General features: G+C 30.3%; 18 protein-coding genes and 1 pseudogene. 9 read left to right on the forward strand and 10 right to left on the reverse strand.

The genetic code is table 11. The annotated features are described in order from the left end of the window. Positions 1-5 precede the first annotated feature (5 nt). On the forward strand, positions 6-1832 hold the full coding sequence (locus ACMHJW_RS10090) for a hypothetical protein (protein WP_413533286.1): 1827 nt from the start codon (positions 6-8) through the stop codon (positions 1830-1832). 58 nt (positions 1833-1890) lie between these two features. Here the strand turns inward: ACMHJW_RS10090 and ACMHJW_RS10095 are convergent, their stop codons facing one another. Further along, on the reverse strand, positions 1891-3075 hold the full coding sequence (locus tag ACMHJW_RS10095; protein ID WP_413533287.1) for an ABC transporter permease: 1185 nt from the start codon (positions 3073-3075) through the stop codon (positions 1891-1893). Then, complete coding sequence (gene rbfA / locus ACMHJW_RS10100) at positions 3075-3434, reverse strand: 30S ribosome-binding factor RbfA (protein WP_135836665.1); 360 nt, start codon at positions 3432-3434, stop codon at positions 3075-3077. Before rbfA ends, ACMHJW_RS10095 begins: the two co-directional genes overlap by 1 nt. A 94-nt stretch (positions 3435-3528) precedes the next feature. Between rbfA and ACMHJW_RS10105 the strand changes: the two genes are divergently transcribed. Beyond that, positions 3529-3927 (forward strand): group III truncated hemoglobin, encoded by a 399-nt coding sequence (locus ACMHJW_RS10105; RefSeq protein ID WP_413533288.1) that lies wholly within the window; start codon positions 3529-3531, stop codon positions 3925-3927. 57 nt (positions 3928-3984) lie between these two features. On the opposite strand, the gene ACMHJW_RS10110 is transcribed toward ACMHJW_RS10105, so the two are convergent. From ACMHJW_RS10110 to ACMHJW_RS10125, 4 genes are all read right to left on the reverse strand, one after another. After that, the gene (locus ACMHJW_RS10110; protein ID WP_413533289.1) at positions 3985-5358 is read right to left on the reverse strand and encodes an NAD-dependent succinate-semialdehyde dehydrogenase; all 1374 of its coding nucleotides are present in this window, start codon (positions 5356-5358) and stop codon (positions 3985-3987) included. Between the two features lie 225 nt (positions 5359-5583). Continuing rightward, positions 5584-7143 carry a replicative DNA helicase gene (gene dnaB / locus ACMHJW_RS10115; RefSeq protein ID WP_413533290.1) on the reverse strand — a complete coding sequence of 520 codons (1560 nt, stop codon included), beginning with the start codon at positions 7141-7143 and terminating at the stop codon, positions 5584-5586. A 96-nt stretch (positions 7144-7239) separates the two neighbouring features. Then, entirely contained in the window at positions 7240-8193 is a 954-nt protein-coding gene (locus tag ACMHJW_RS10120) for an acetyl-CoA carboxylase carboxyltransferase subunit alpha (RefSeq protein WP_413533291.1), read from the reverse strand. A 159-nt stretch (positions 8194-8352) separates the two neighbouring features. Then, entirely contained in the window at positions 8353-9531 is a 1179-nt protein-coding gene (locus tag ACMHJW_RS10125; RefSeq protein WP_413533292.1) for a thiolase family protein, read from the reverse strand. A 191-nt stretch (positions 9532-9722) separates the two neighbouring features. Between ACMHJW_RS10125 and ACMHJW_RS10130 the strand changes: the two genes are divergently transcribed. From ACMHJW_RS10130 to ACMHJW_RS10140, 3 genes are all read left to right on the forward strand, one after another. Then, positions 9723-11021, forward strand: a complete 1299-nt coding sequence (locus ACMHJW_RS10130) for a M28 family metallopeptidase (RefSeq protein ID WP_413533293.1) — start codon at positions 9723-9725, stop codon at positions 11019-11021. 468 nt (positions 11022-11489) lie between these two features. Continuing rightward, positions 11490-12062 carry a hypothetical protein gene (locus ACMHJW_RS10135; RefSeq protein ID WP_413533294.1) on the forward strand — a complete coding sequence of 191 codons (573 nt, stop codon included), beginning with the start codon at positions 11490-11492 and terminating at the stop codon, positions 12060-12062. 118 nt (positions 12063-12180) lie between these two features. Beyond that, positions 12181-12627 carry a hypothetical protein gene (locus ACMHJW_RS10140; RefSeq protein WP_413533295.1) on the forward strand — a complete coding sequence of 149 codons (447 nt, stop codon included), beginning with the start codon at positions 12181-12183 and terminating at the stop codon, positions 12625-12627. Between the two features lie 62 nt (positions 12628-12689). Here ACMHJW_RS10140 and ACMHJW_RS10145 read toward each other — a convergent pair whose 3' ends face one another. After that, positions 12690-13643, reverse strand: coding sequence for an isopenicillin N synthase family dioxygenase (locus tag ACMHJW_RS10145; protein ID WP_413533296.1), 954 nt, complete (start codon positions 13641-13643; stop codon positions 12690-12692). Between the two features lie 275 nt (positions 13644-13918). Between ACMHJW_RS10145 and ACMHJW_RS10150 the strand changes: the two genes are divergently transcribed. Together ACMHJW_RS10150 and hemF are read left to right on the forward strand one after the other, a co-directional pair. Further along, positions 13919-14359 carry a hypothetical protein gene (locus ACMHJW_RS10150; protein ID WP_413533297.1) on the forward strand — a complete coding sequence of 147 codons (441 nt, stop codon included), beginning with the start codon at positions 13919-13921 and terminating at the stop codon, positions 14357-14359. Between the two features lie 57 nt (positions 14360-14416). Continuing rightward, positions 14417-15319, forward strand: coding sequence for an oxygen-dependent coproporphyrinogen oxidase (gene hemF, locus ACMHJW_RS10155; protein ID WP_413533298.1), 903 nt, complete (start codon positions 14417-14419; stop codon positions 15317-15319). A 52-nt stretch (positions 15320-15371) separates the two neighbouring features. Here the strand turns inward: hemF and ACMHJW_RS10160 are convergent. After that, positions 15372-16352: pseudogene (locus ACMHJW_RS10160) on the reverse strand (RtcB family protein); the annotation flags it as partial. Between ACMHJW_RS10160 and ACMHJW_RS10165 the strand changes: the two are divergent. Continuing rightward, positions 16305-17375: a helix-turn-helix transcriptional regulator gene (locus ACMHJW_RS10165; protein WP_413533299.1), complete on the forward strand. Its 1071-nt coding sequence runs from the start codon at positions 16305-16307 to the stop codon at positions 17373-17375. The pseudogene ACMHJW_RS10160 and the gene ACMHJW_RS10165 sit on opposite strands and share 48 nt — an antisense overlap. Before the next feature lie 37 nt (positions 17376-17412). On the opposite strand, the gene ACMHJW_RS10170 is transcribed toward ACMHJW_RS10165, so the two are convergent. Together ACMHJW_RS10170 and ACMHJW_RS10175 are read right to left on the reverse strand one after the other, a co-directional pair. Further along, positions 17413-17754, reverse strand: coding sequence for a phage holin family protein (locus ACMHJW_RS10170; protein ID WP_413533300.1), 342 nt, complete (start codon positions 17752-17754; stop codon positions 17413-17415). 134 nt (positions 17755-17888) lie between these two features. Continuing rightward, positions 17889-19424 carry a glycine--tRNA ligase gene (locus ACMHJW_RS10175; RefSeq protein WP_413533301.1) on the reverse strand — a complete coding sequence of 512 codons (1536 nt, stop codon included), beginning with the start codon at positions 19422-19424 and terminating at the stop codon, positions 17889-17891. 248 nt (positions 19425-19672) lie between these two features. Here ACMHJW_RS10175 and ACMHJW_RS10180 point away from each other — a divergent pair, with 248 nt between their 5' ends. Further along, positions 19673-20107, forward strand: a complete 435-nt coding sequence (locus ACMHJW_RS10180) for an HYC_CC_PP family protein (RefSeq protein WP_413533302.1) — start codon at positions 19673-19675, stop codon at positions 20105-20107. Positions 20108-20199: the final 92 nt, after the last annotated feature.

Raw genomic sequence — 20199 nt, forward strand, 5'->3', positions numbered from 1 at the left:
GACTTGTGCTTAATAAAAAATACATACTGTTACTTTTTTTTGGATTACTATTTTTTAGTTTATCTATTATTGTTAATGCTCAAGAAGATAGTATCAAGATTGATACAATTAAAATTGAGAATAAAAATCATTCTAAATTTCGAAAATTTTATCAAAAATTATTATTTAAGAAAAAACCTACGAGTTTTCCTATTGAGCCTAATAATAGTGTCGGTGATGGAAAATATCAAGGTAAAATAATTCGAAACATTTATTATAATACACAAGATCCTTTTGGGTATTCTTTAAAAGATTCAACAAGAAGACCTACAAAGTGGGTGGAAAGAGCTGGAAATACATTGCACACAAAATCTAAAAAATTTGTGTTGAGACAAAATATGCTTTTAAAGCCAGGCGATAGATATGATTCTATAAAAGCAGCAGAATCCGAGCGTTTAATTCGTACCAATCGCTCTATTCGTCGTGTAGAAATAAAGGAAGAGGAGGTAGGAAATGATTCGGTTGATTTATACGTGAATTCCATTGATTCTTGGAGTATGTTTGTTACAGGTTCAATTTCGAGCTCTAAAGCAGGAATTCGAATTCGTGAACGAAATTTTTTAGGTTTAGGACATGTGTTTGATAATCGTTATCGGCATAATTACAAAACAGGAAATTCCTTGTATCAATTCAATTACACTGTTCCTAATATAGCCCAAACTCGAATTATGGGTAATGTGCGTTATTTCAAAAATGAGGATAATCATTATACAAAATCAATCAGTTTTGTTAGACCTTTTTATTCGCCATTGGCTCATTATGCAGGAGGAGTTTCGGTTGGACAAGTCTATTTTAGAGATTCGTTAGATTTTGAGAAACCTATTTTAGTTGACAATTCTTTTAAATATAATTTCCAAGATTATTGGTTAGCAAGAGCATTTAGAATAGATAATGGACATTCTGAAAATATTACAAATTTCATTGTTTCAGGACGATTTTACGATCGTTCTTATCTCGAAGCTCCAACAAGAGAAAATGATCCTGTCAATTTCTTTTCTGATCAACGAAACTATTTAGTAGGAATAGGAATTTCATCAAGACGATATATCAAAACAAAATATATTTTTAATTATGATATTGATGAAGATATTGCGATTGGAAAATCGTTCGGATTAATAGGAGGAGTTCAAAATATTCGTAAAACTGATCGTTATTATCTCGGCGCAAAAGCTTCTGCTGGAGGTTTTCTAAATACTGGTTTTTGGGGATTTGGAATAGAGTTTGGAGGATTTTTTAATAAAAGTAAATACGAGCAAAAAACGTTATCTGTTGATTTACAGTATATGGCTAAATTGATTAGTTGGGGAAGATGGAAATTCAGAAATTTTATGAAAACCAATTATCTTTTAGGACACAATCGTTTAGATTCTCCAGCGGATCAACTCTCTCTTCATGAACATGATTATTTAGGAATGGCTGGTTTTAAATCGGAAAGAGAATTAACTGGTCAGCAAAAATTAATGTTCGAATATCAGTTACAATCTTATACGCCTTATGAGTTTTTAGGATTTCGTATTTCGCCATTTTTCAATGCTATGGTAGCAGCAATTGGAGATAATAAAAAATTTATACTGAATGATAATCCAATTTATTCACGTTTTAGCTTAGGCGTAATGTTGACAAATGATTATTTCGTCTTCAATAATATTCGTTTTTCATTGTCTTATTATCCGTCAATTCCAGGACAAGGAAATAATTTAATTAAAACAAATTTACTTGACAATAGAGATTATCAATTAATGGATTTCGACTTCTCAAAACCAAATTATATTCGTTGGAATAGGTGGGATTAAGACATAAAAAAAACTTGAAGATATCTTCAAGTTTTTTTTATATTTTGATTTATATTTTTTATTTCACTTGTCTCGAAACAATCCACGAAACTAAACTTCCTAATCCAAGAACAGTCACAACAACCGCAACAAAGTTTTCGACAGAAAAGATAAACGGAAACGGAACAGTTGGCGAAGCCATAACCAAACCAAAATTTATTTGCAATAAACCAATAACTGATGCGATTAACAAACCTGTAGCCATTGCAATAAATGTGATAATAAAACCTGTTTGAAAAAAGATGTTTCTAATATTTTTTCTTGATAATCCAAAACTATACATTGTTTGGATTTCTTTCTTTTTATCTAATATCAAGATGATGATTGTTCCAGCCAAATTGAAACATGCAATGATAATGACTAACGTAAAAATAAGGTAACTAATTAGGTTTTCCATGTTCATAACTTTCAAGAAAGCTGAATCTAAATCCTGTCTCGTTTCTATTTTATAATTAGAACCTAATGCTTTCTGAAGTTGACTTTTTACTTCATTAAATGATTTTTTACCCGTTGTTTTTACTTCAATCGAATAGCATTGATTATCGTTTAATAATAATAATTCTTGAGCTAAACCTAAAGTGGTGAAAATATGTTTATCATATTGCTCATTCAAAATAAAAACACCAACGCTGTAAGCATCTTTACGAGTAAAAGCATCACTTTTTTGTTTTATTAATCCTGTTCCAGCTTTTGGCATCATCAAATCTGCTGGAGTTATAGGATCTATGTAAAGTTGTAAACGTTCAGCAATTCCATTTGAAACAATAAAATTATCATTTCGAGTAAAATCTAAATATTGACCACCATAAACAACTGTATCTAAACGTGTAACATTGGTGAAATTTTGGTCAACACCTTTTAGATAAGCAATATCTTGCTTTCCTTTGTAATCGATGTAGACTTTTTCTTCGATGATTTTAGAAAAAGCTTTGACATCTTTTTGTTGCTTTAATTGATCTACAACAAAAGTCAAACTATCTAATACTTTTCCTTTCGAGGGAGAAATTTTTATTTCAGGATTTACATTACTATAATACTTTAAATTCATTTTTTCTAAACCCGAAAAAACTGATAAAATAATAAACAAAGCTGCTGTCGCAACCAAAATAGCGCCAACAGCAATCGATGTAATAATGTTTACAGCGTTTGTATTTGTTTTCGAAAAAATGTAGCGTTTCGCAATGTAAAGTGAAATGTTTCTCATTATAAGATTGGATTATTTCCTTCTCCTCTTAACGCTTTGTCTATTTTATCCATTTCGTCTAAAGAATTGTCTAAAATGAAAATTAATTCTGGTGTAATACGCATTTGTTTAGAAGCACTTTTTGATAAAATACCTCTAAATAATGGTGTATTAACTTTTATTTCTTTGAAAATTTCGTCTTTTTGTGTACTTGGAAAAATACTTACATAGATTTTAGAAACGCTCAAATCTGGTGTTACTTTTACTTCTGTAACACTAATCAAATTTCCTGGGAATTCTTTTACAGCCCATTTTCTAAAAGCTTCTGCTAATTCTTCTTGAAATAATTTACTTACTTTTTGTTGTCTATTGCTATCCAATTGTATTTATTTTTATGAGACTGTAAAATTACTGCATTTTTTCGTGATTAAAAACATTGATGAATTGAATTAAGTTCTTTGTAAATTTGTTTTAATGAAAAAAGATATCGAAACTTCGGAAGATGTTGCTTTATTGGTGAATATGTTTTACGATAAAGTGCAAAAAGATGATGTCATTGGTTACTTTTTTTCGGAAGTTGCAAAGGTAAATTGGGACGAACATTTGCCACATATGATTCAGTTTTGGGAAACTGTTTTGTTAGGAAAAGCAACTTTTGAAGGTTGGCCAATGCGAACACATTTGGTTTTGAGTCAGAAAGAAAAATTAAAACCTCACCATTTCGAACGTTGGATAGAATTGTGGTTCGGAATAATTGACGAAAATTTTGAAGGAGATATTGCTAATGAAGCAAAAAATAGAGCAAAAATTATGCGTGATTTAATTCTTTTCAAAATTGACCAAATGGAGCAAAAACAAGGATTTATTCAATAAAAAATGCAACTTATTAAGTTGCATTTTTTTATATCATATTGATTAATCATTGGATGATTATTTCGCAATCATGATTAATTTTTTATTGACAAATTCTAAAATTCCAGCTTTAGATAATTCACGTCCATAACCAGAATGTTTTACTCCACCAAAAGGTAAATCTGGGCTTGATGAAACTTGTTTGTTTACGTAAACCATTCCAGAATCTATTCTACGAGCAATTTTCTCCGCATTTGGAACATCTTCTGTATAAATAGAAGCACCTAGTCCGTAAGGTGTATCATTCGCAATTTTGATTGCTTCTTCTATATCTTTCACTTTCCAAATACAAACCACAGGACCAAAAACTTCTTCGTCATAGGCTTTCATTCCAGGTTTCAAATCTGTTAAAATTGTTGGTTGCAAAAAGAAACCATCACGATTAATACGTTTTCCTCCTGAAACAATTGTTGCTCCTTTATTCGCTGAATCATTAATTTGATCCAATAATTTTTCTAACGCACTTTCCGAACTTACTGGTCCCATATTGGTATCTGCTTGTGTAGGGTCACCAACTTTCATTCCATTTACATAGTCAGTAATTCTGTTCAAATATTCGTCGTAAATACCTTCTTGTACAATAATACGTTTCGAAGAAGTACAAGCTTGTCCAGCATTACGTAAACGACCGTTAATTGTTCCGTTCATTACTTTCTCAATGTCTGCATCATTCAAAACAATCATTGGATCAGAGCCTCCTAATTCTAAAACAGAAGGTTTTACATTTTTACCTGCAATACTTGCAACTTCTGCACCAGCAGCTTCAGAACCAGTTAAAGAAACACCAACAATTTTTGGATTATTGATGATTTTATCTGTGTCTTTACCTGACATCAATAAATTTTTGTATAAACCTTTTGGTGCACCAGCAGCTGTAAACATCTCTTCGAAAGCGATACCACATTGTGGAATATTAGAAGCAGTTTTCAAAACTACTGTGTTTCCAGCCATAATATGCGGACCAGCAAAACGAGCAATTTGAGAAAAAGGAAAATTCCAAGGCATGACACCTAATAAAACACCAATCGGTTCCGAAACCACATAAGCATTTCCTTTTTCTGTTTGTAATGGAACATTTGCTAAGAATTCTTCTGCGTTATCGGCATAATATTCGATAATATTTGCGCTGTAATCAATTTCGATTTCGCTTTCATGTAATGGTTTTCCCATTTCTGTTGTAATCAAAGCAGCTAATCTTGTTTTTTGTTTGCGCATTTCATTTGCAACACGTTTCATAACAGCTTTTCTTTCTTCGAAAGATTCGAATCGCCATTTTTGATATAATTCGTTTGCCTCGTCTATATATTGATTGATTTCTTCGCTTGTGTAGGCTTGAAATTCTTTTTCGATTTTACCTGTAGCAGGATTTAATGTTCTGATTGAACTTGCCATTTCACTCTTTATTTAATGTATACAAAGTTGTATCAATTCTTGTTCCTAACAAAATTTTTAGGATAAATAAAACTGATAGTTTGTTGAATAAAACTAAATCTTGTTGATTATTTAGTTTTATTGAGCAATAAAAGGTATTAGATTTATTTTAAATAAATACAATTGTGAGTTTTTATTACAAGAAAAATAAAATCTGATGATAAAAGGAATAAAATATTTTATATTTTAAAATGGTAAATTATCATCATCGTTATTCATCGAACTTGTAAATTCTCCACCGAAATCACCAAAAGCATCAGAAGGATCAATAGCAGATAAATTCATAGCGCTTCCCATTTCTTGAGAACCATCATTCATCGAACTTTGAATTTCGAAATCTCCACCAAATGAAGTTTCTAAATCTGTAAATTTAGCTTGTTCATTAATAAATCGTAAACGTACATTTTCTAGCGCACCATTACGGTGTTTTGCAATGATAAATTCGGCTTGTCCAGCACAAGGTTCACTTTCATCATCCCAATATTCTAATTTATAATATTCAGGACGATAAATAAACGAAACGATATCGGCATCTTGCTCAATCGCTCCAGATTCACGTAAATCTGATAGTAAAGGACGTTTGCTTCCTCCACGAGTTTCTACGGAACGAGATAGCTGAGAAAGTGCAATTACAGGAATGCTTAACTCTTTTGCAATTGCTTTTAAGGAACGTGAAATCATCGAAATCTCTTGTTCACGATTCCCATTTGCTTTTCCTCCAGCTGTCATTAATTGTAAATAATCGATCAAGATCATTTTAACGCCGTGCTGAGAAACTAAACGACGAGCCTTTGCTCTTAAATCGAAGATGGAAAGGGCAGGCGTATCATCAATGTAAAGCGGTGCATTTTCAAGACCTTTTACTTTTGTATATAATTGTTTCCATTCGTGATCGGCTAATTTTGCTTTACGTAATTTTTCACCAGAAATTCCAGTTTCACCAGAAATCATACGTGTAATTAACTGAACAGATGACATCTCTAATGAGAAAACAGCAACCGGAATATTTTTATCCACGGTCATATTTTTCGCCATCGAAAGGATAAAAGCTGTTTTACCCATACCAGGACGAGCAGCTAAGATAATTAAATCTGATTCTTGCCAACCCGAAGTAATTTTGTCAATTTCTGTAAATCCAGAAGATAAACCAGACATTCCTTCTTTTGTGGATTGAGCTTTAATCTTATCAATCGCCTCGGTAACTAAATCTCTTGCTTCAGAATAGCTACGTTTAATACCGCCTTCAGTAATTTCGAATAGTTTACTTTCAGAATAATCTAATAAATCAAATACATCGGCTGTATCATCGTAAGATTTTTCGATAACTTGATTGGAAATTTCAATCAAACGACGAAGAATGTATTTTTCTTGAATGACACGCGCGTAATATTCTACGTGAGCAGAAGAAGAAACTTTTTGCGTTAATTGAATTAAATAATAATCACCACCAACACGATCTAATTTGCCTTCACTTTTCAACTCATTTGAAACAGTTAATAAATCAATTGGTTCAGAATCGTTAAATAATTTTTGAATAACAGCATAGATTGCTTGATGTTCTGGACGATAAAAAACTTGTGGAGTAAGAATATCAATGACTTCATCTAATCCTTTTTTATCGATCATCATCGCACCAAGTACAGCTTGCTCCAAATCAACAGCTTGTGGAGGAAGTTTACCTTTCTCTAAACCAATGATATTGTGATTTTTAGCAGATGTTTCGGGATTATAATTCGCTTGTTCCATAAGACTTTCAAAATTAAATAAAAAAACGAGATATAACTAATTTTTATATCTCGTTTTAAAGTTGTATACTAACAATAATAGTTATTGCAAATTGTATTATCCTGAAAATTCTCCGAATTTAATAAAACGTTCTTGACGTTGAGTCTGTAATTCTTTTGGAGAAAGTTTTTTCAATTCATCGTATGTTTCTAAAACTTTATTTTTCAAGTTTGTGTAAGCAACTTCTGGTTTGTAATGAGCTCCACCAAGAGGTTCTTTAATGATATCCTCGATTAATCCTAATTCTAACATATCAGGTCCTGTTAACTTCATTTGCGAAGCAGCTTGTTCTTTGTAGTCCCAGCTTCTCCATAAAATAGTTGAACAGTTTTCTGGTGAAATTACAGAATACCACGTGTTTTCTAACATGAAAACTTTGTTTCCAACACCAATTCCTAAAGCTCCTCCAGAAGCTCCTTCACCAATAACTATGGTGATGATAGGAACAGTAAGTTTTAACATTTCGTAAATGTTTTTCGCGATAGCTTCACCTTGTCCGCGCTCTTCCGCTTCTAATCCAGGATATGCACCAGGAGTGTCGACTAATGTAATAACAGGAATATTAAATTTTTCTGCTAATTTCATTAAACGTAATGCTTTACGGTAACCATCAGGGTTAGACATTCCAAAACGACGATATTGTCTTTCTTTCGTGTTTTTACCTTTTTGTTGACCAATAATCATAAAAGTTTGACCATTGATTTTTCCCATACCACCGACCATTGCTTTATCATCTGCAAAAGTTCTATCTCCGTGAATTTCGATAAACGTGTTATCTGTAATCGCGTAAGCGTAGTCTAAAGTATAAGGACGAGAAGGATGACGAGACAATTGTACACGTTGCCATGGTGTTAAATTACCATAAATTTCCTTCTTTTTATTTTCAATTGCAATTTCAATTTCAACGCAAGCCTGTTTGATATTAACACCGCTTCCTTCGCCGACAATTTGACAGCTTTTTAACTGTTCTTCTAAATCTTTGATAGGTTGTTCAAATTCTAAATATTCCATACAAAAGTGTTTGTTCAATTCAACAAATATAGAAAAGGTTTCTAAGCCAATTATAATAAATGTAGAATGTTTTTGATATTTTTTTAAAGTCAATCAATTTCAAAAAGATAAAAGCGCCTACAAAAATCGTAGACGCTTTTTACTTAAATCTATTGTGTATTAGATTTTTTCGATAATCATTGCTGATGCTCCACCGCCTCCATTACAGATCGCTGCGCACCCAATTTTTCCTCCATTTTGTTCTAAAACATTTAATAATGTAACTAAAATTCTTGATCCAGAATTTCCAAGTGGATGACCAATAGAAACCGCACCTCCATTTACATTAACTTTAGAAGAATCTAGGTTAAGAAGTTTTGTATTTGCAATTCCGACAACAGAAAAAGCTTCATTGAATTCCCAGAAATCAACGTCATTCGTTGTCATATTAGCTTTTTTTAATAGTTTTTCAACTGCTTTAGTTGGAGCAGTAGTAAATTTAGAAGGTTCTTGTGAAGCATCAGCATAAGCTACAACTTTAGCAAGAGGTTTCAATCCTAATTCATTTGCTTTTTCCAAAGACATTAACACTAATGCAGAAGCTCCATCGTTAATTGTAGAAGCATTTGCAGCAGTTACAGTTCCTTCTTTCGAGAAAACAGGGCGTAAACCTGGAACTTTATCAAAGTTGACATTTTTATATTCTTCATCTTCTTTAAAAATAACTGGTTCTCCTTTGCGTTGTGGAATTTCTACAGGAACAACTTCGTTTTCAAATTTTCCAGCAGCCCAAGCAGCGGCAGATTTTTTATAAGAATTGATTGCAAATTCATCTTGTTCTTCACGAGAAATATTGAACTCAGTCGCACAAGTATCTCCAAAAAGTCCCATCATTTCTTTGCTATAATGATCTTGTAAACCATCGTTTACAATCCCATCTAATAAAACAGTGTTTCCATATTTATGTCCAGTTCTAGTATTTGGAGAATAAAAAGGAACCAAAGACATATTTTCCATTCCTCCAGCAACTACAATATCAGCATCACCCAAACGAATAGCTTGTGTAGCGAACATTACAGCTTTCATTCCAGAAGCACATACTTTGTTCACAGTTGTTGCAGGAATTGTGTTTGGTAAACCTGCTTTTATCATTGCTTGTTTTGCAGGAGCTTGTCCTTCTCCAGCTTGCAAAACATTTCCCATATATACTTCATCAACTAAAGATCCATCTAAATTGATTTTATCTAAAGCACCTTTAATAGCTGTTGCACCTAACTCTGTAGCGGGAACTTTAGATAAACTTCCTAAAAAAGATCCCATTGCTGTACGAACAGCTGAAACGATTACGACTTCTTTCATTTAATTGTGATTTGTTGTTTTTATTTTGATAACTTAATAACGCAATATATAAAATTTATAGTAGTCTTAATTCGATTTGATTTTTAAAGATTGTTTAAATTTGTTAAAAACTCTTTATATATAATTGATTTTTATTGATAAAATCATAATAATATAGACTATAATATTTTTTGTACGATAAAATAACTAAAATGCTAAAGATAAAATTGATATTATTCGGTTTGATTTCTTGTTCTGCAACTGTAAATGCACAAACCTTTGATCAGAAATATTTTAAAACGGTTTTAGATTCGCTTACATCTAATTCGTTTGCTGGACGAGGTTATGTAGAAAACGGAATGACGAATGCTGGAATTTATTTAGAATCCGAATTTCAAAAAAAAGGAACGAAACCTTTTACTGAAAATTATGAACAAACATTTACTTTTCCGATTAACATTATAAAAGATGCAAAATTGAAAATAAATGGAAAAGAATTGAAATATGGAATTGATTTTATTGTTAAACCAAGTTCTAAGTCAATTTCTAAAACCAATTTACCTTTCTATTTTTTTGATACAAAAACATATCTTGAATCTTTTCAATCGAAAGATAAGACAAGAAATTTTATTGTAAAAGATGAGGAACAGCAAAGAGGAAAACACATTATTTTACCTCCTTTAGAAACTTCTGTAGATTCTATTCAGAAATATTATAAGCAATGGGCGAATATTTATGAGAAAGATGATAATCAAAATCGAGCAATTTTCAGATTTACATCCCATAAATTAACATCAAGTCTTAGTCAGCGACAATCTTCAATATCAGAATTTATCATTTCGGATAAATTTTATTCTAAAAACTTAAAAATAAACGATTATTCTATTGATTCATATTTTGATAAATCTTTCAAAGCTAATAATATTATTGGTTATATTGATGGGAGAAACAACGATAGTGTTATTGTCATTTCTGCACATTATGATCATTTGGGGAAAGTTGGAACCACGATTTTTCCAGGAGCAAGCGATAATGCAAGCGGAACAGCAATGATGATGACTTTGATGAAATATTTTTCTAAACATAAACCTAATTATAAAACAGTTTTTATGGCTTTTGCTGGTGAAGAAGCTGGAATTTTGGGCGCTGAATATTATGTAAATCATCCATTTTTTCCATTAAATAAAATTAAATTTTTAGTCAATTTGGATATTATGGGTGCAGGCGATCAAGGAATTCAAGTTGTAAATGGTAAAATTTTTAAAAATAAGTTTGATAAATTAACGCAGTTAAATCAAAAAAAGAATTATATTAGAGAAGTTAAAATAAGAGGAGAATCATGTAATTCCGATCATTGTCCATTTTATTTGAAAGGAGTTCCGTCATTTTTTATTTATACATTAGGAGGAAAAGGATTTTATCATGATCCGAATGATACAGCAGAAAGTTTGGATCTAAGTTATTCCGAAAAAGTATATAGTTTATTAAAAGATTTTATCGAAAAGTTATAACAAAAAAATAATCCGTTCAAAATGAACGGATTACTAACCAACCTAAACTACTATAAAAAACTCTAAAAAGTAAAAAGAGTGCGAGTAATTTCAAACTTCATAAATCCATTTCGTTATACTCGTTGTTACTCTTTGTCTTACTATCTATGAATAAATTATTTGACACTGCAAATGTCTAACTTTTATGTCTTTTTTTGAAGAATAGTAAAAGATTTTTCTTATGATATATATAGATATTATTTATAATATCCGTTTTTAATCGGATATTTTTTTTTATTTTAATTTATTGAAACTTAACAATAGTAGTTATAATTAAATTACGTAAAACCATATTTTAACATAATTTAACATTTATTTTATGAAAAGATATTAAAATTATACTATTTAAAATCTTTTAAACTAAATTTGATTTCAAATATTATAATTTCTAAAATAGCTATAAACAAATTTTAAACCAAAAATACAAAAATGAGACTTTTTTTATTGGTTTTTTTCTTGCATGCTGCATTATTTGTCGAAGCACAGCAAGTTGATATAAATCAAATTCGATTAAAAATTTATGATACCATTTTACAAGATGTTCAAAATCAAAATATAGAACTTCCGTTCAAGAAAATTGTTTTAGATCCTACGATTAATAAATTTGAGGATTATAAAATGGATGAATTCGGTTTAAAATTAGATTCAGTGAAATACGAACAAGATTTGTCTTTTTGTAATAAATTATCAGCTTATAAATGTTCAACTAAATTTGAGATTGATCAATATAGCATTACAAATATTTACAAAAATGAGGCAGATGAATTGTATCCTGATTTTTATGGAATTTATTCGCCAATAGATACGTGGTATAATTTAATATATTATGCGGCTGTTAATCACTTTCAGAAAAATAAAAAATTTCAATTCAATATTTTAATTCCAGTTCGAAATGTACAAATGAAAAATAGAGTGATGAACGAAAAAATGATCTTTTATAACTTCTTATTTGATGAACAATTTAAAGTGCTGAAATTTGAAAAATTATTCTTAAAACATTAAATTTCAATAGAAATATTGTAAATTAGCACTACTCAAATTTTTCTACTTTATGTTAAATGTTAGTGCATACATAGACGAACTTTTACAACTTTCTAAAGGTAATTTGCGAATTTGCCGAATGAATTGGTGGCTCTTAAAATATGAAAATGAATTTGAGAAAGCAATAGAGGAAACGAGCTGTAAAAAGTGGCAAAGATGGTTTTATAATAACGAACATCCATATCCGTGTGTTTGTCCAAAACGTGAAAAATTATGTGTTTTCATTGATTTGTATCGAGAGCTAGATCGTTTGACACAAGTGCAACGTTTGGAGAATTTTTTTCAAGATTATTTTCAAAAGTTCGAACGGATTAAAGATTCTACCGAATCTTTGAGAAAATGGATGAAAGATATTCGTCCAACAATTTCATCTATTTATCTTTTGTTAGATAAAAATGATAATTTGAAAATAAGATTTTATAATTCTGATCCTATTCTAGAAGTTAATATCAATAAAAATGATTATAAATATACCTTGTTATGTTTAGATATTTTTAATTACAATATGTACGTAAAAGGGATGTAAAAAGAAAAAGAGAGTTGAATAATCAACTCTCTTTTTTTATGAAATAATAGATTAAATATGGTTTATTTAATTAAACCAATTTCTCTTAAACGCTGCGTTAAAAAATCTCCAGCTGTAATATCTTCAAATTGTTTTGGATTTTCTTCTGTAACACAATCTTCTAAAACAGATAAGTCCATTTCAGAAATTGGGTGCATGAAAAATGGAATAGAAAAACGAGATGTTCCCCATAATTCTTTTTCTGGATTAACCACTTGATGAATCGTCGATTTCAATCTGTTGTTTGTATGACGAGATAACATATCTCCAACATTAATTACCAATTCGTCATCAGCAGCAATTGCATCAACCCAAGTTCCATCGTGGCGTTGAACTTGTAATCCACGACCTTGCGCTCCCATTAATAATGTAATCAAGTTTATATCACCATGAGCACCTGCGCGAACGGCATCTTTAGGCTCTTCTGTGATAGGAGGATAGTGAATTGCTCTTAAAATAGAGTTTCCGTTTTTTACTTTATCATCAAAATAAAATTCATCCAAACCTAAGAATAAAGCAAGTGCACGCAAAACGTAAACTCCTGTTTTTTCTAATTGTTTGTATGTTTCTTCTCCATAAGTATTGAAATCAGGAACTTCTTTTACATTAACATTTTCTGGATAATTGTATTTTGCTTTATCTTCTTCAGATAAATATTGTCCAAAATGCCAGAATTCTTTCAAATCGCCAACTGTTCTACCTTTTGCATGTTCGTTTCCGAAAGCTGTATAACCACGTTGACCTCCAATTCCTTCAATTACATAACTCTGTTTTGTTTCTGTAGGTAAAGCGTAAAATTCGCGAACGCTTTTATATAAATTTTCAACTAATTCGTCAGATAAAAAATGTCCTTTCAAAGCAACGAATCCTATTTCTTCGTATGCTTTACCAATTTCGTTGACAAATTTTTGTTTTCTTGTAGGATCATCAGATAAAAAGTCTGCTAAATTAACTGATGGAATTCCGTTTTGTGACATTTATATTTTGTTTTATAAAATTTCTGCTGCAAATGTATAGAAAGATTTCTTTTGTGAATAATATTGTTAATAACTTTTTCTATTAAGTATTGATTTGAATTAAAAGTAAATCGTTTAAATGATTTTAAATATTTAACATATTGTTTATTAGTTATATGAATTTATAATTTCAGGTTTTTAGTAAAACTTATTTAATAAATATAATTTATAAAATTATAATATTCAATAGTTATTAGCGATAATATTATGAAGTAATATGTATTAATTTTAACAAGATGAAGAAATATTTATTTTCAATTTTTGTTAGCATTAATGTGTTATTGTTTTCACAAGGTTCTATAAAAGCTCCTTTGGTGTATCTAAGTTGTAAAAAATTGGAACAGAAGGAAAATGAAGAATTAAATGAATGCTTTAAACAAAATTTTAGAAAAGATTTTTATAAGATGCTAAACATGGAATTAAGGTCGAGAAAATTAATTACAAATTACCATCTTAAAGCTAAATTTAACTTTATTTTTGGTGAAAATGGCGTAATTTCTATTTCTAATTTTGATGGAAGTGAGTATACGAAAGATATTATAGAAAAGTCTTTGTTTAGGTTAAACGATAGAATTAGAATAGGTAAATATAGAATTATCCCAGCAATGAATAATGAAGGACAACCTACAAAAACCATTCTAAAAGTTGCTTTTCAATACGTATTTGTGAGAAGTTAATTAGTAATCTTCTTTCGAATCGTCGCCAATCATTCTATATTTGTAAAAATTTTTATGATGAAAGATCAATTTTTTCAATATATACAAAACTTACAAAATAAAATTATTTCCAAACTTGAAGAAGTTGACGGTAAGGTAAAATTTATAAAAGATAAATGGGAGCACAAAGAAGGAGGCGGAGGTCTTTCTTGTGTCTTAACTGACGGAGCTGTTTTTGAAAAAGCTGGTGTTAATATCTCAAAAGTTTATGGAGAATTACCCGAAGCAATGCGAAAAGCCTTTAATGTTTCATCTGGGAATTTTTTTGCTTGTGGATTGAGCTTAGTTATTCATCCAAAAAGTCCGCATATTCCTACAACTCATGCAAATTGGAGATATTTTGAAATGTATGATGAAGAAGGAAATATTGTTGATCAATGGTTTGGTGGAGGACAAGATTTAACACCATATTATTTAGATGAAGAAGATGTTGTACATTGGCATACAATCTGTAAAAAAAGTTGTGATTTGCATGATCCTTCTTTTTATCTGAAATATAAAGAAGAATGTGATAAATATTTTTGGAATGCTCATCGTGAAGAAGCGCGTGGAATTGGAGGTTTATTCTTTGATTATTTAAAGCCAACTCCAGAAAAAACAGTTGAACAATGGTATGATTTTGTAACAGAAGTTGGAAACTCATTTTTGGAAGCTTATATTCCTATTGTTGAAAAACATAAAAATGAAACATATACAGCTGAACAAAAAGAATGGCAAGAAATTAGAAGAGGCCGTTATGTGGAGTTTAACTTAATTCACGATCGTGGAACGTTATTCGGTTTGAAAACTAATGGTCGAATAGAATCTATTTTGATGAGTTTACCAAAACATGTACAATGGCATTATAATCATCAGCCAGAAGAAGGTTCGGAAGAATATAAATTGGTCGATGTTTTAAAACATCCAAAAGATTGGATTTAATTAACTGAACTAAAACATAAAAAAACCTGAACAATATTTGTTCAGGGTTTTTTTAATCTTCTCTCGAACCATCATTCGCCATTCTTACCATTTTAGGTGTAAAAGTTGCTACAACATCCACTAAATCTTGTTGCGCAGCCATTACTTCGTGAATATCTTTGTAAGCCATTGGTGCTTCATCTTTTCCTGCTCCAATTAATGTAATTCCGAAATCATTCAAATAATCATTGATTTTATTCTGAGATAATGATTTAATAGCTTGTGTTCGGCTCATTTCTCTCCCAGCTCCATGCGAGGCAGAATTAATTGAGTTTTCTTCACCTTTTCCTCTAACCAAAAATCCTGGAGCAGTCATAGAACCTGGAATAATTCCCATTGTATCTTTAGAAGCTGGCGTTGCACCTTTTCGATGAACAATAACTTCTTCGTTATTATAAATTTCCTTCCAAGCAAAATTATGATGATTTTCTATTTTCGCTAAAACTTCTGCTCCAATTGATTTTGAAATTTTTTGATGAATAATTTCATGACAAGCCGAAGCGTATTCTCCAGCTAAATTCATCGCAATCCAATATTCTTGTCCTTCGGCAGAATCTAAATCTAAGTAGGCTAAATTCTTTGCTTGATATGGAAGTTTACAAATTTCTTTTGCAATTTTGGTATAATGTCCAGCGATTGTAGCACCAAAACCTCTCGATCCAGAATGTGTTAATAAAGCTAAATAAGAACCTTTCTTGATGTTTAATTTTTCATCATCTTCTTTGAAATCGATTAATCCAAATTCTACAAAATGATTTCCTCCTCCAGAAGATCCTAATTGCGACCATGCTTTATCTTTCAAATTCTTAATAAATGAATTTGTCTCGAATTTCGCATTATCCAAAATTTGATGTTCGGCTTTATATTGTCCATGAAAACCATGTCCTGCACCAAATTTTGTACTTTTTAGCAAAGTTTCTTTTAATGAATCGTGTTGTTCAAAATAATGAGAAGCTGGCAAATCATAAATCGACAAAGCCATTCTGCAACCAATAAAATTGCATTAATACGTTATCAAACGATCGATAAATGTCTTCAAAACCATTTCAGAAAATGGACATTAGAAGATTTAATTGAGAAAGTTTCAGAAGCTTTGTATGAATATGAAGGAATAACTTCTGGAGTTTCGAAACGTACAATTCAGGGTGATATACAAGTGATGCGAAGTGATAAATTGGGGTATAATGCACCAATTGTTGTTCGAGAAAAAAAGTTTTATGAATACGAAGATCATGATTATTCGATTCATAATTCGCCTGTTTCGTCTACTGATTTAGAGAAAATGAAAGAAGTTATTTCCGTAATGAAACAATTGAATGGTTTTAATTATTTCGATGATATGAATGAGATTATTACTCGTCTAGAAAATAATTTATACAAGCAAACTCATCAACAACCAAATTATATTCAGTACGAAGAAAATCCATTATTAAAAGGATTGGAGCATTTGAATAGATTGTACCAAGCAATTATAAAGAAACAACCTTTGTTGGTTTCATATCAATCGTTCAAATCAAAAAATCAAGAACCAAAACAACAAGTATATTATCCATATTTGCTAAAAGAATATAGAAATCGTTGGTTTTTATTGGCTAAATCTAGAAAAGATAAAGTTTTGTATACTTTGGCTTTGGACAGAATCGTTGAGTTTTATGAATTAGCAAATGAACCTTTTGTTGATGAATTGGAAATTGATTTTGATACGTATTATGATAACACTATTGGTGTAACGAAAAGTGTAAATGTTAGAGAGCAGCGAGTTGTTTTTCGTGTGAATAAAAAATTAGCGCCTTACATAATAACTAAACCAATTCACGCAACACAAAAAATATTGGAAGAGACTGATGAAGGAACTTTATTTTCAATAGAAGTTGTACATAATTTTGAGCTCGAAAGAGAGCTTTTAGGATTTGGTGAAGAAATAGAAATTTTAGCACCAAGATTGGTTAAAAAAAGAATTAAAACACGGTTAGAAAAAGCATTAGAAAAGTATAAAAATAATAAAAAAGGCTCTTAGAAAGAGCCTTTTTATGTATTATAGTAATTTGTAAATATTAGTCACCTATCATTCCTCCAACTAAAGAGTTAACAACTGCTAAGACAATACCGAACAATAGTGCGTACCAAAATCCATCAACATGGAAGCTATCTCCCATGATTGCACTTGCTAATAAAATAATAATAGCTGTAATCACGAAAGAAAATAATCCTAATGTTAAAATTGTTACAGGTAAACTAATAAAGTTTAAAACTGGTTTTACAATAGCATTTAAAAGACCGATAACAATTGCAACGATAATTGCAGAACCATATCCTTTTACAGATACTCCTGGTAAAATATTAGCAAGCCCGAAAACAACTAAAGCTGATACCAAAAGATTAATAATAAAGCCCATAATTTTTTATTTTTAGATTAATATTTCCTATTAAAATCAAAAGCTTTGCCAAATTGTTAAAAAAATTAATAAAAATAAAAAAAGCTCAAAATATTTTTTGAGCTTTCGTATTATTATATCGAAAAATTATTATTTTATAATTGTTCAAATAGATATTTCATGTTTACTTCTTTATCGATAATTTGTGCCAATTCATCAATGTTAACACGTTTTTGTTCCATTGTATCACGGTAACGTAAAGTAACAGAATTATCGTTTAATGAATCGTGATCAACAGTGATACAGAAAGGAGTTCCAATTGCATCCATGCGACGATAACGTTTTCCAATAGAATCTTTTTCTTCGTAAGTTACATTGTAGTCTAAACGTAATTTTTTTACAATTTTTTCTGCAAATTCTGGTAAACCATCTTTCTTAACCAATGGTAAAATAGCTGCTTTAATTGGTGCTAATGCAGCTGGTAAAGCTAAAACAACACGTTCAGATCCATCTTCTAAAACTTCTTCTTTTAATGAATTTGAGAAAACAGCCAAGAACATACGATCTAAACCTACAGAAGTTTCTACAACGTAAGGTGTGTATGATTCATTTGTTTCGTTGTCGAAATATTGTATTTTTTTACCTGAATGTTTTTCGTGTGCTTTCAAATCGAAATCTGTACGAGAATGAATTCCTTCCAATTCTTTGAATCCGAATGGGAATTTAAACTCAATATCAGCAGCAGCATTTGCATAGTGCGCTAATTTTTCGTGATCATGAAAACGATAATTATCATTACCTAAACCTAAAGTTTGGTGCCAACGTAAACGTGTTTCTTTCCATTTTTCGTACCATTCTAATTCAGTTCCTGGTTTTACAAAAAATTGCATTTCCATTTGTTCGAACTCGCGTTGACGGAAAATAAATTGACGTGCTACAATTTCATTACGAAAAGCTTTACCAATTTGAGCAATTCCGAAAGGTAATTTCATACGTCCAGATTTTTGTACATTCAAGTAATTTAAGAAAATACCTTGAGCTGTTTCTGGGCGCAAATATAAATCCATTGCTTGATCTGCAGTTGCTCCTAATTTTGTTCCGAACATCAAGTTGAATTGACGAACTTCTGTCCAATTTTTAGAACCAGTTACAGGATCTGCGATTTCTAATTCTTCAATTAAAGCCTTTACATCGTCTAAATCTTCGTTTTCCAAAGATTTTCCCATTCGTCCTAAAATCGTATTGATTTGGTTTTGATATTCAACGACACGAGGATTTGTTGCAATAAATTGATCTTTATCAAAAGCTTCACCGAAACGTTTTGCAGCTTTCGCAACTTCTTTTTCAATTTTACCTTCAATTTTAGCACAATGATCTTCAATTAAAACATCGGCGCGGTAACGTTTTTTAGAATCTTTATTATCAATTAAAGGATCATTAAACGCATCAACGTGGCCTGAAGCTTTCCAAGTAGTAGGGTGCATAAAAATAGCAGAATCAATGCCGACAATGTTTTCGTGCATTTGTACCATTGCTTTCCACCAATATTGTTTGATGTTGTTTTTTAGCTCAGCTCCGTTTTGACCATAATCGTAAACGGCTGATAATCCATCATAAATCTCACTTGATTGAAAGATGAAACCATATTCTTTCGCATGAGAAACTACTTTCTTGAAAATATCTTCTGACATAATTAATTGTGTGTTCTTTAATTTAAATACAAATTTAATGATTATTGAGGTATATTTTGATAAAATCTTACAGCTTTAATCACTAATTCTATTTTCTGAGAAGATTATTAGAGAAATGATGGATTTTATTACTTTATTTTAATTACAACCAAAAAAATAACTGAAAATTCTATAAAGAAATAGTAAAATGATATAAATTTTCTCTTCGGTTTGTTTTGAATTTTTGTTTATTTTTGTCCAATATGAAAATGCAACAGTACATAAAGTATGTTTTGTCGCTAGTTTTGATTTTTTCGAATCTTAGCTACGCATTTTCTATGCATTTATGTCAAGGAGTTGTAGAGCAAGTAAAATTGAATCATTTGGATAATAATTCTCATGAAACAGAAACTTCTAAATCTTGTTGTGCTGCTAAAAAAAAATCATCTCATTGCGAAAAAAGTAAAAAGAAAGATGATTGTTGCAAGGATATTTCATCTTCAGACAAAGTTGTAGAAAAGCAAATTGTCAAAATTCAGAAACTTATACCAATTACTTTTTTGGCTTCTGAAATTCTTAAAATAGGAATTCCAATTTTGAATGATGAGATAAATAACCAATTCAATCTTCTTGATTTTTATGTCGCATCAAATGCACCTCCAAATTATATACTCAATTCTCAATTAACATTTTACGAAGGTTAATAATCGTTTATTTTTTCTGATTAATTCAATCAGAAAGCAATACGTTATTATTAAAATATTAATGTATTTGATGAAATTATACTCAACAAGTA

It is taken from the genome of Empedobacter brevis (assembly GCF_965118635.1).
Lineage (GTDB): Bacteria > Bacteroidota > Bacteroidia > Flavobacteriales > Weeksellaceae > Empedobacter > Empedobacter brevis_A.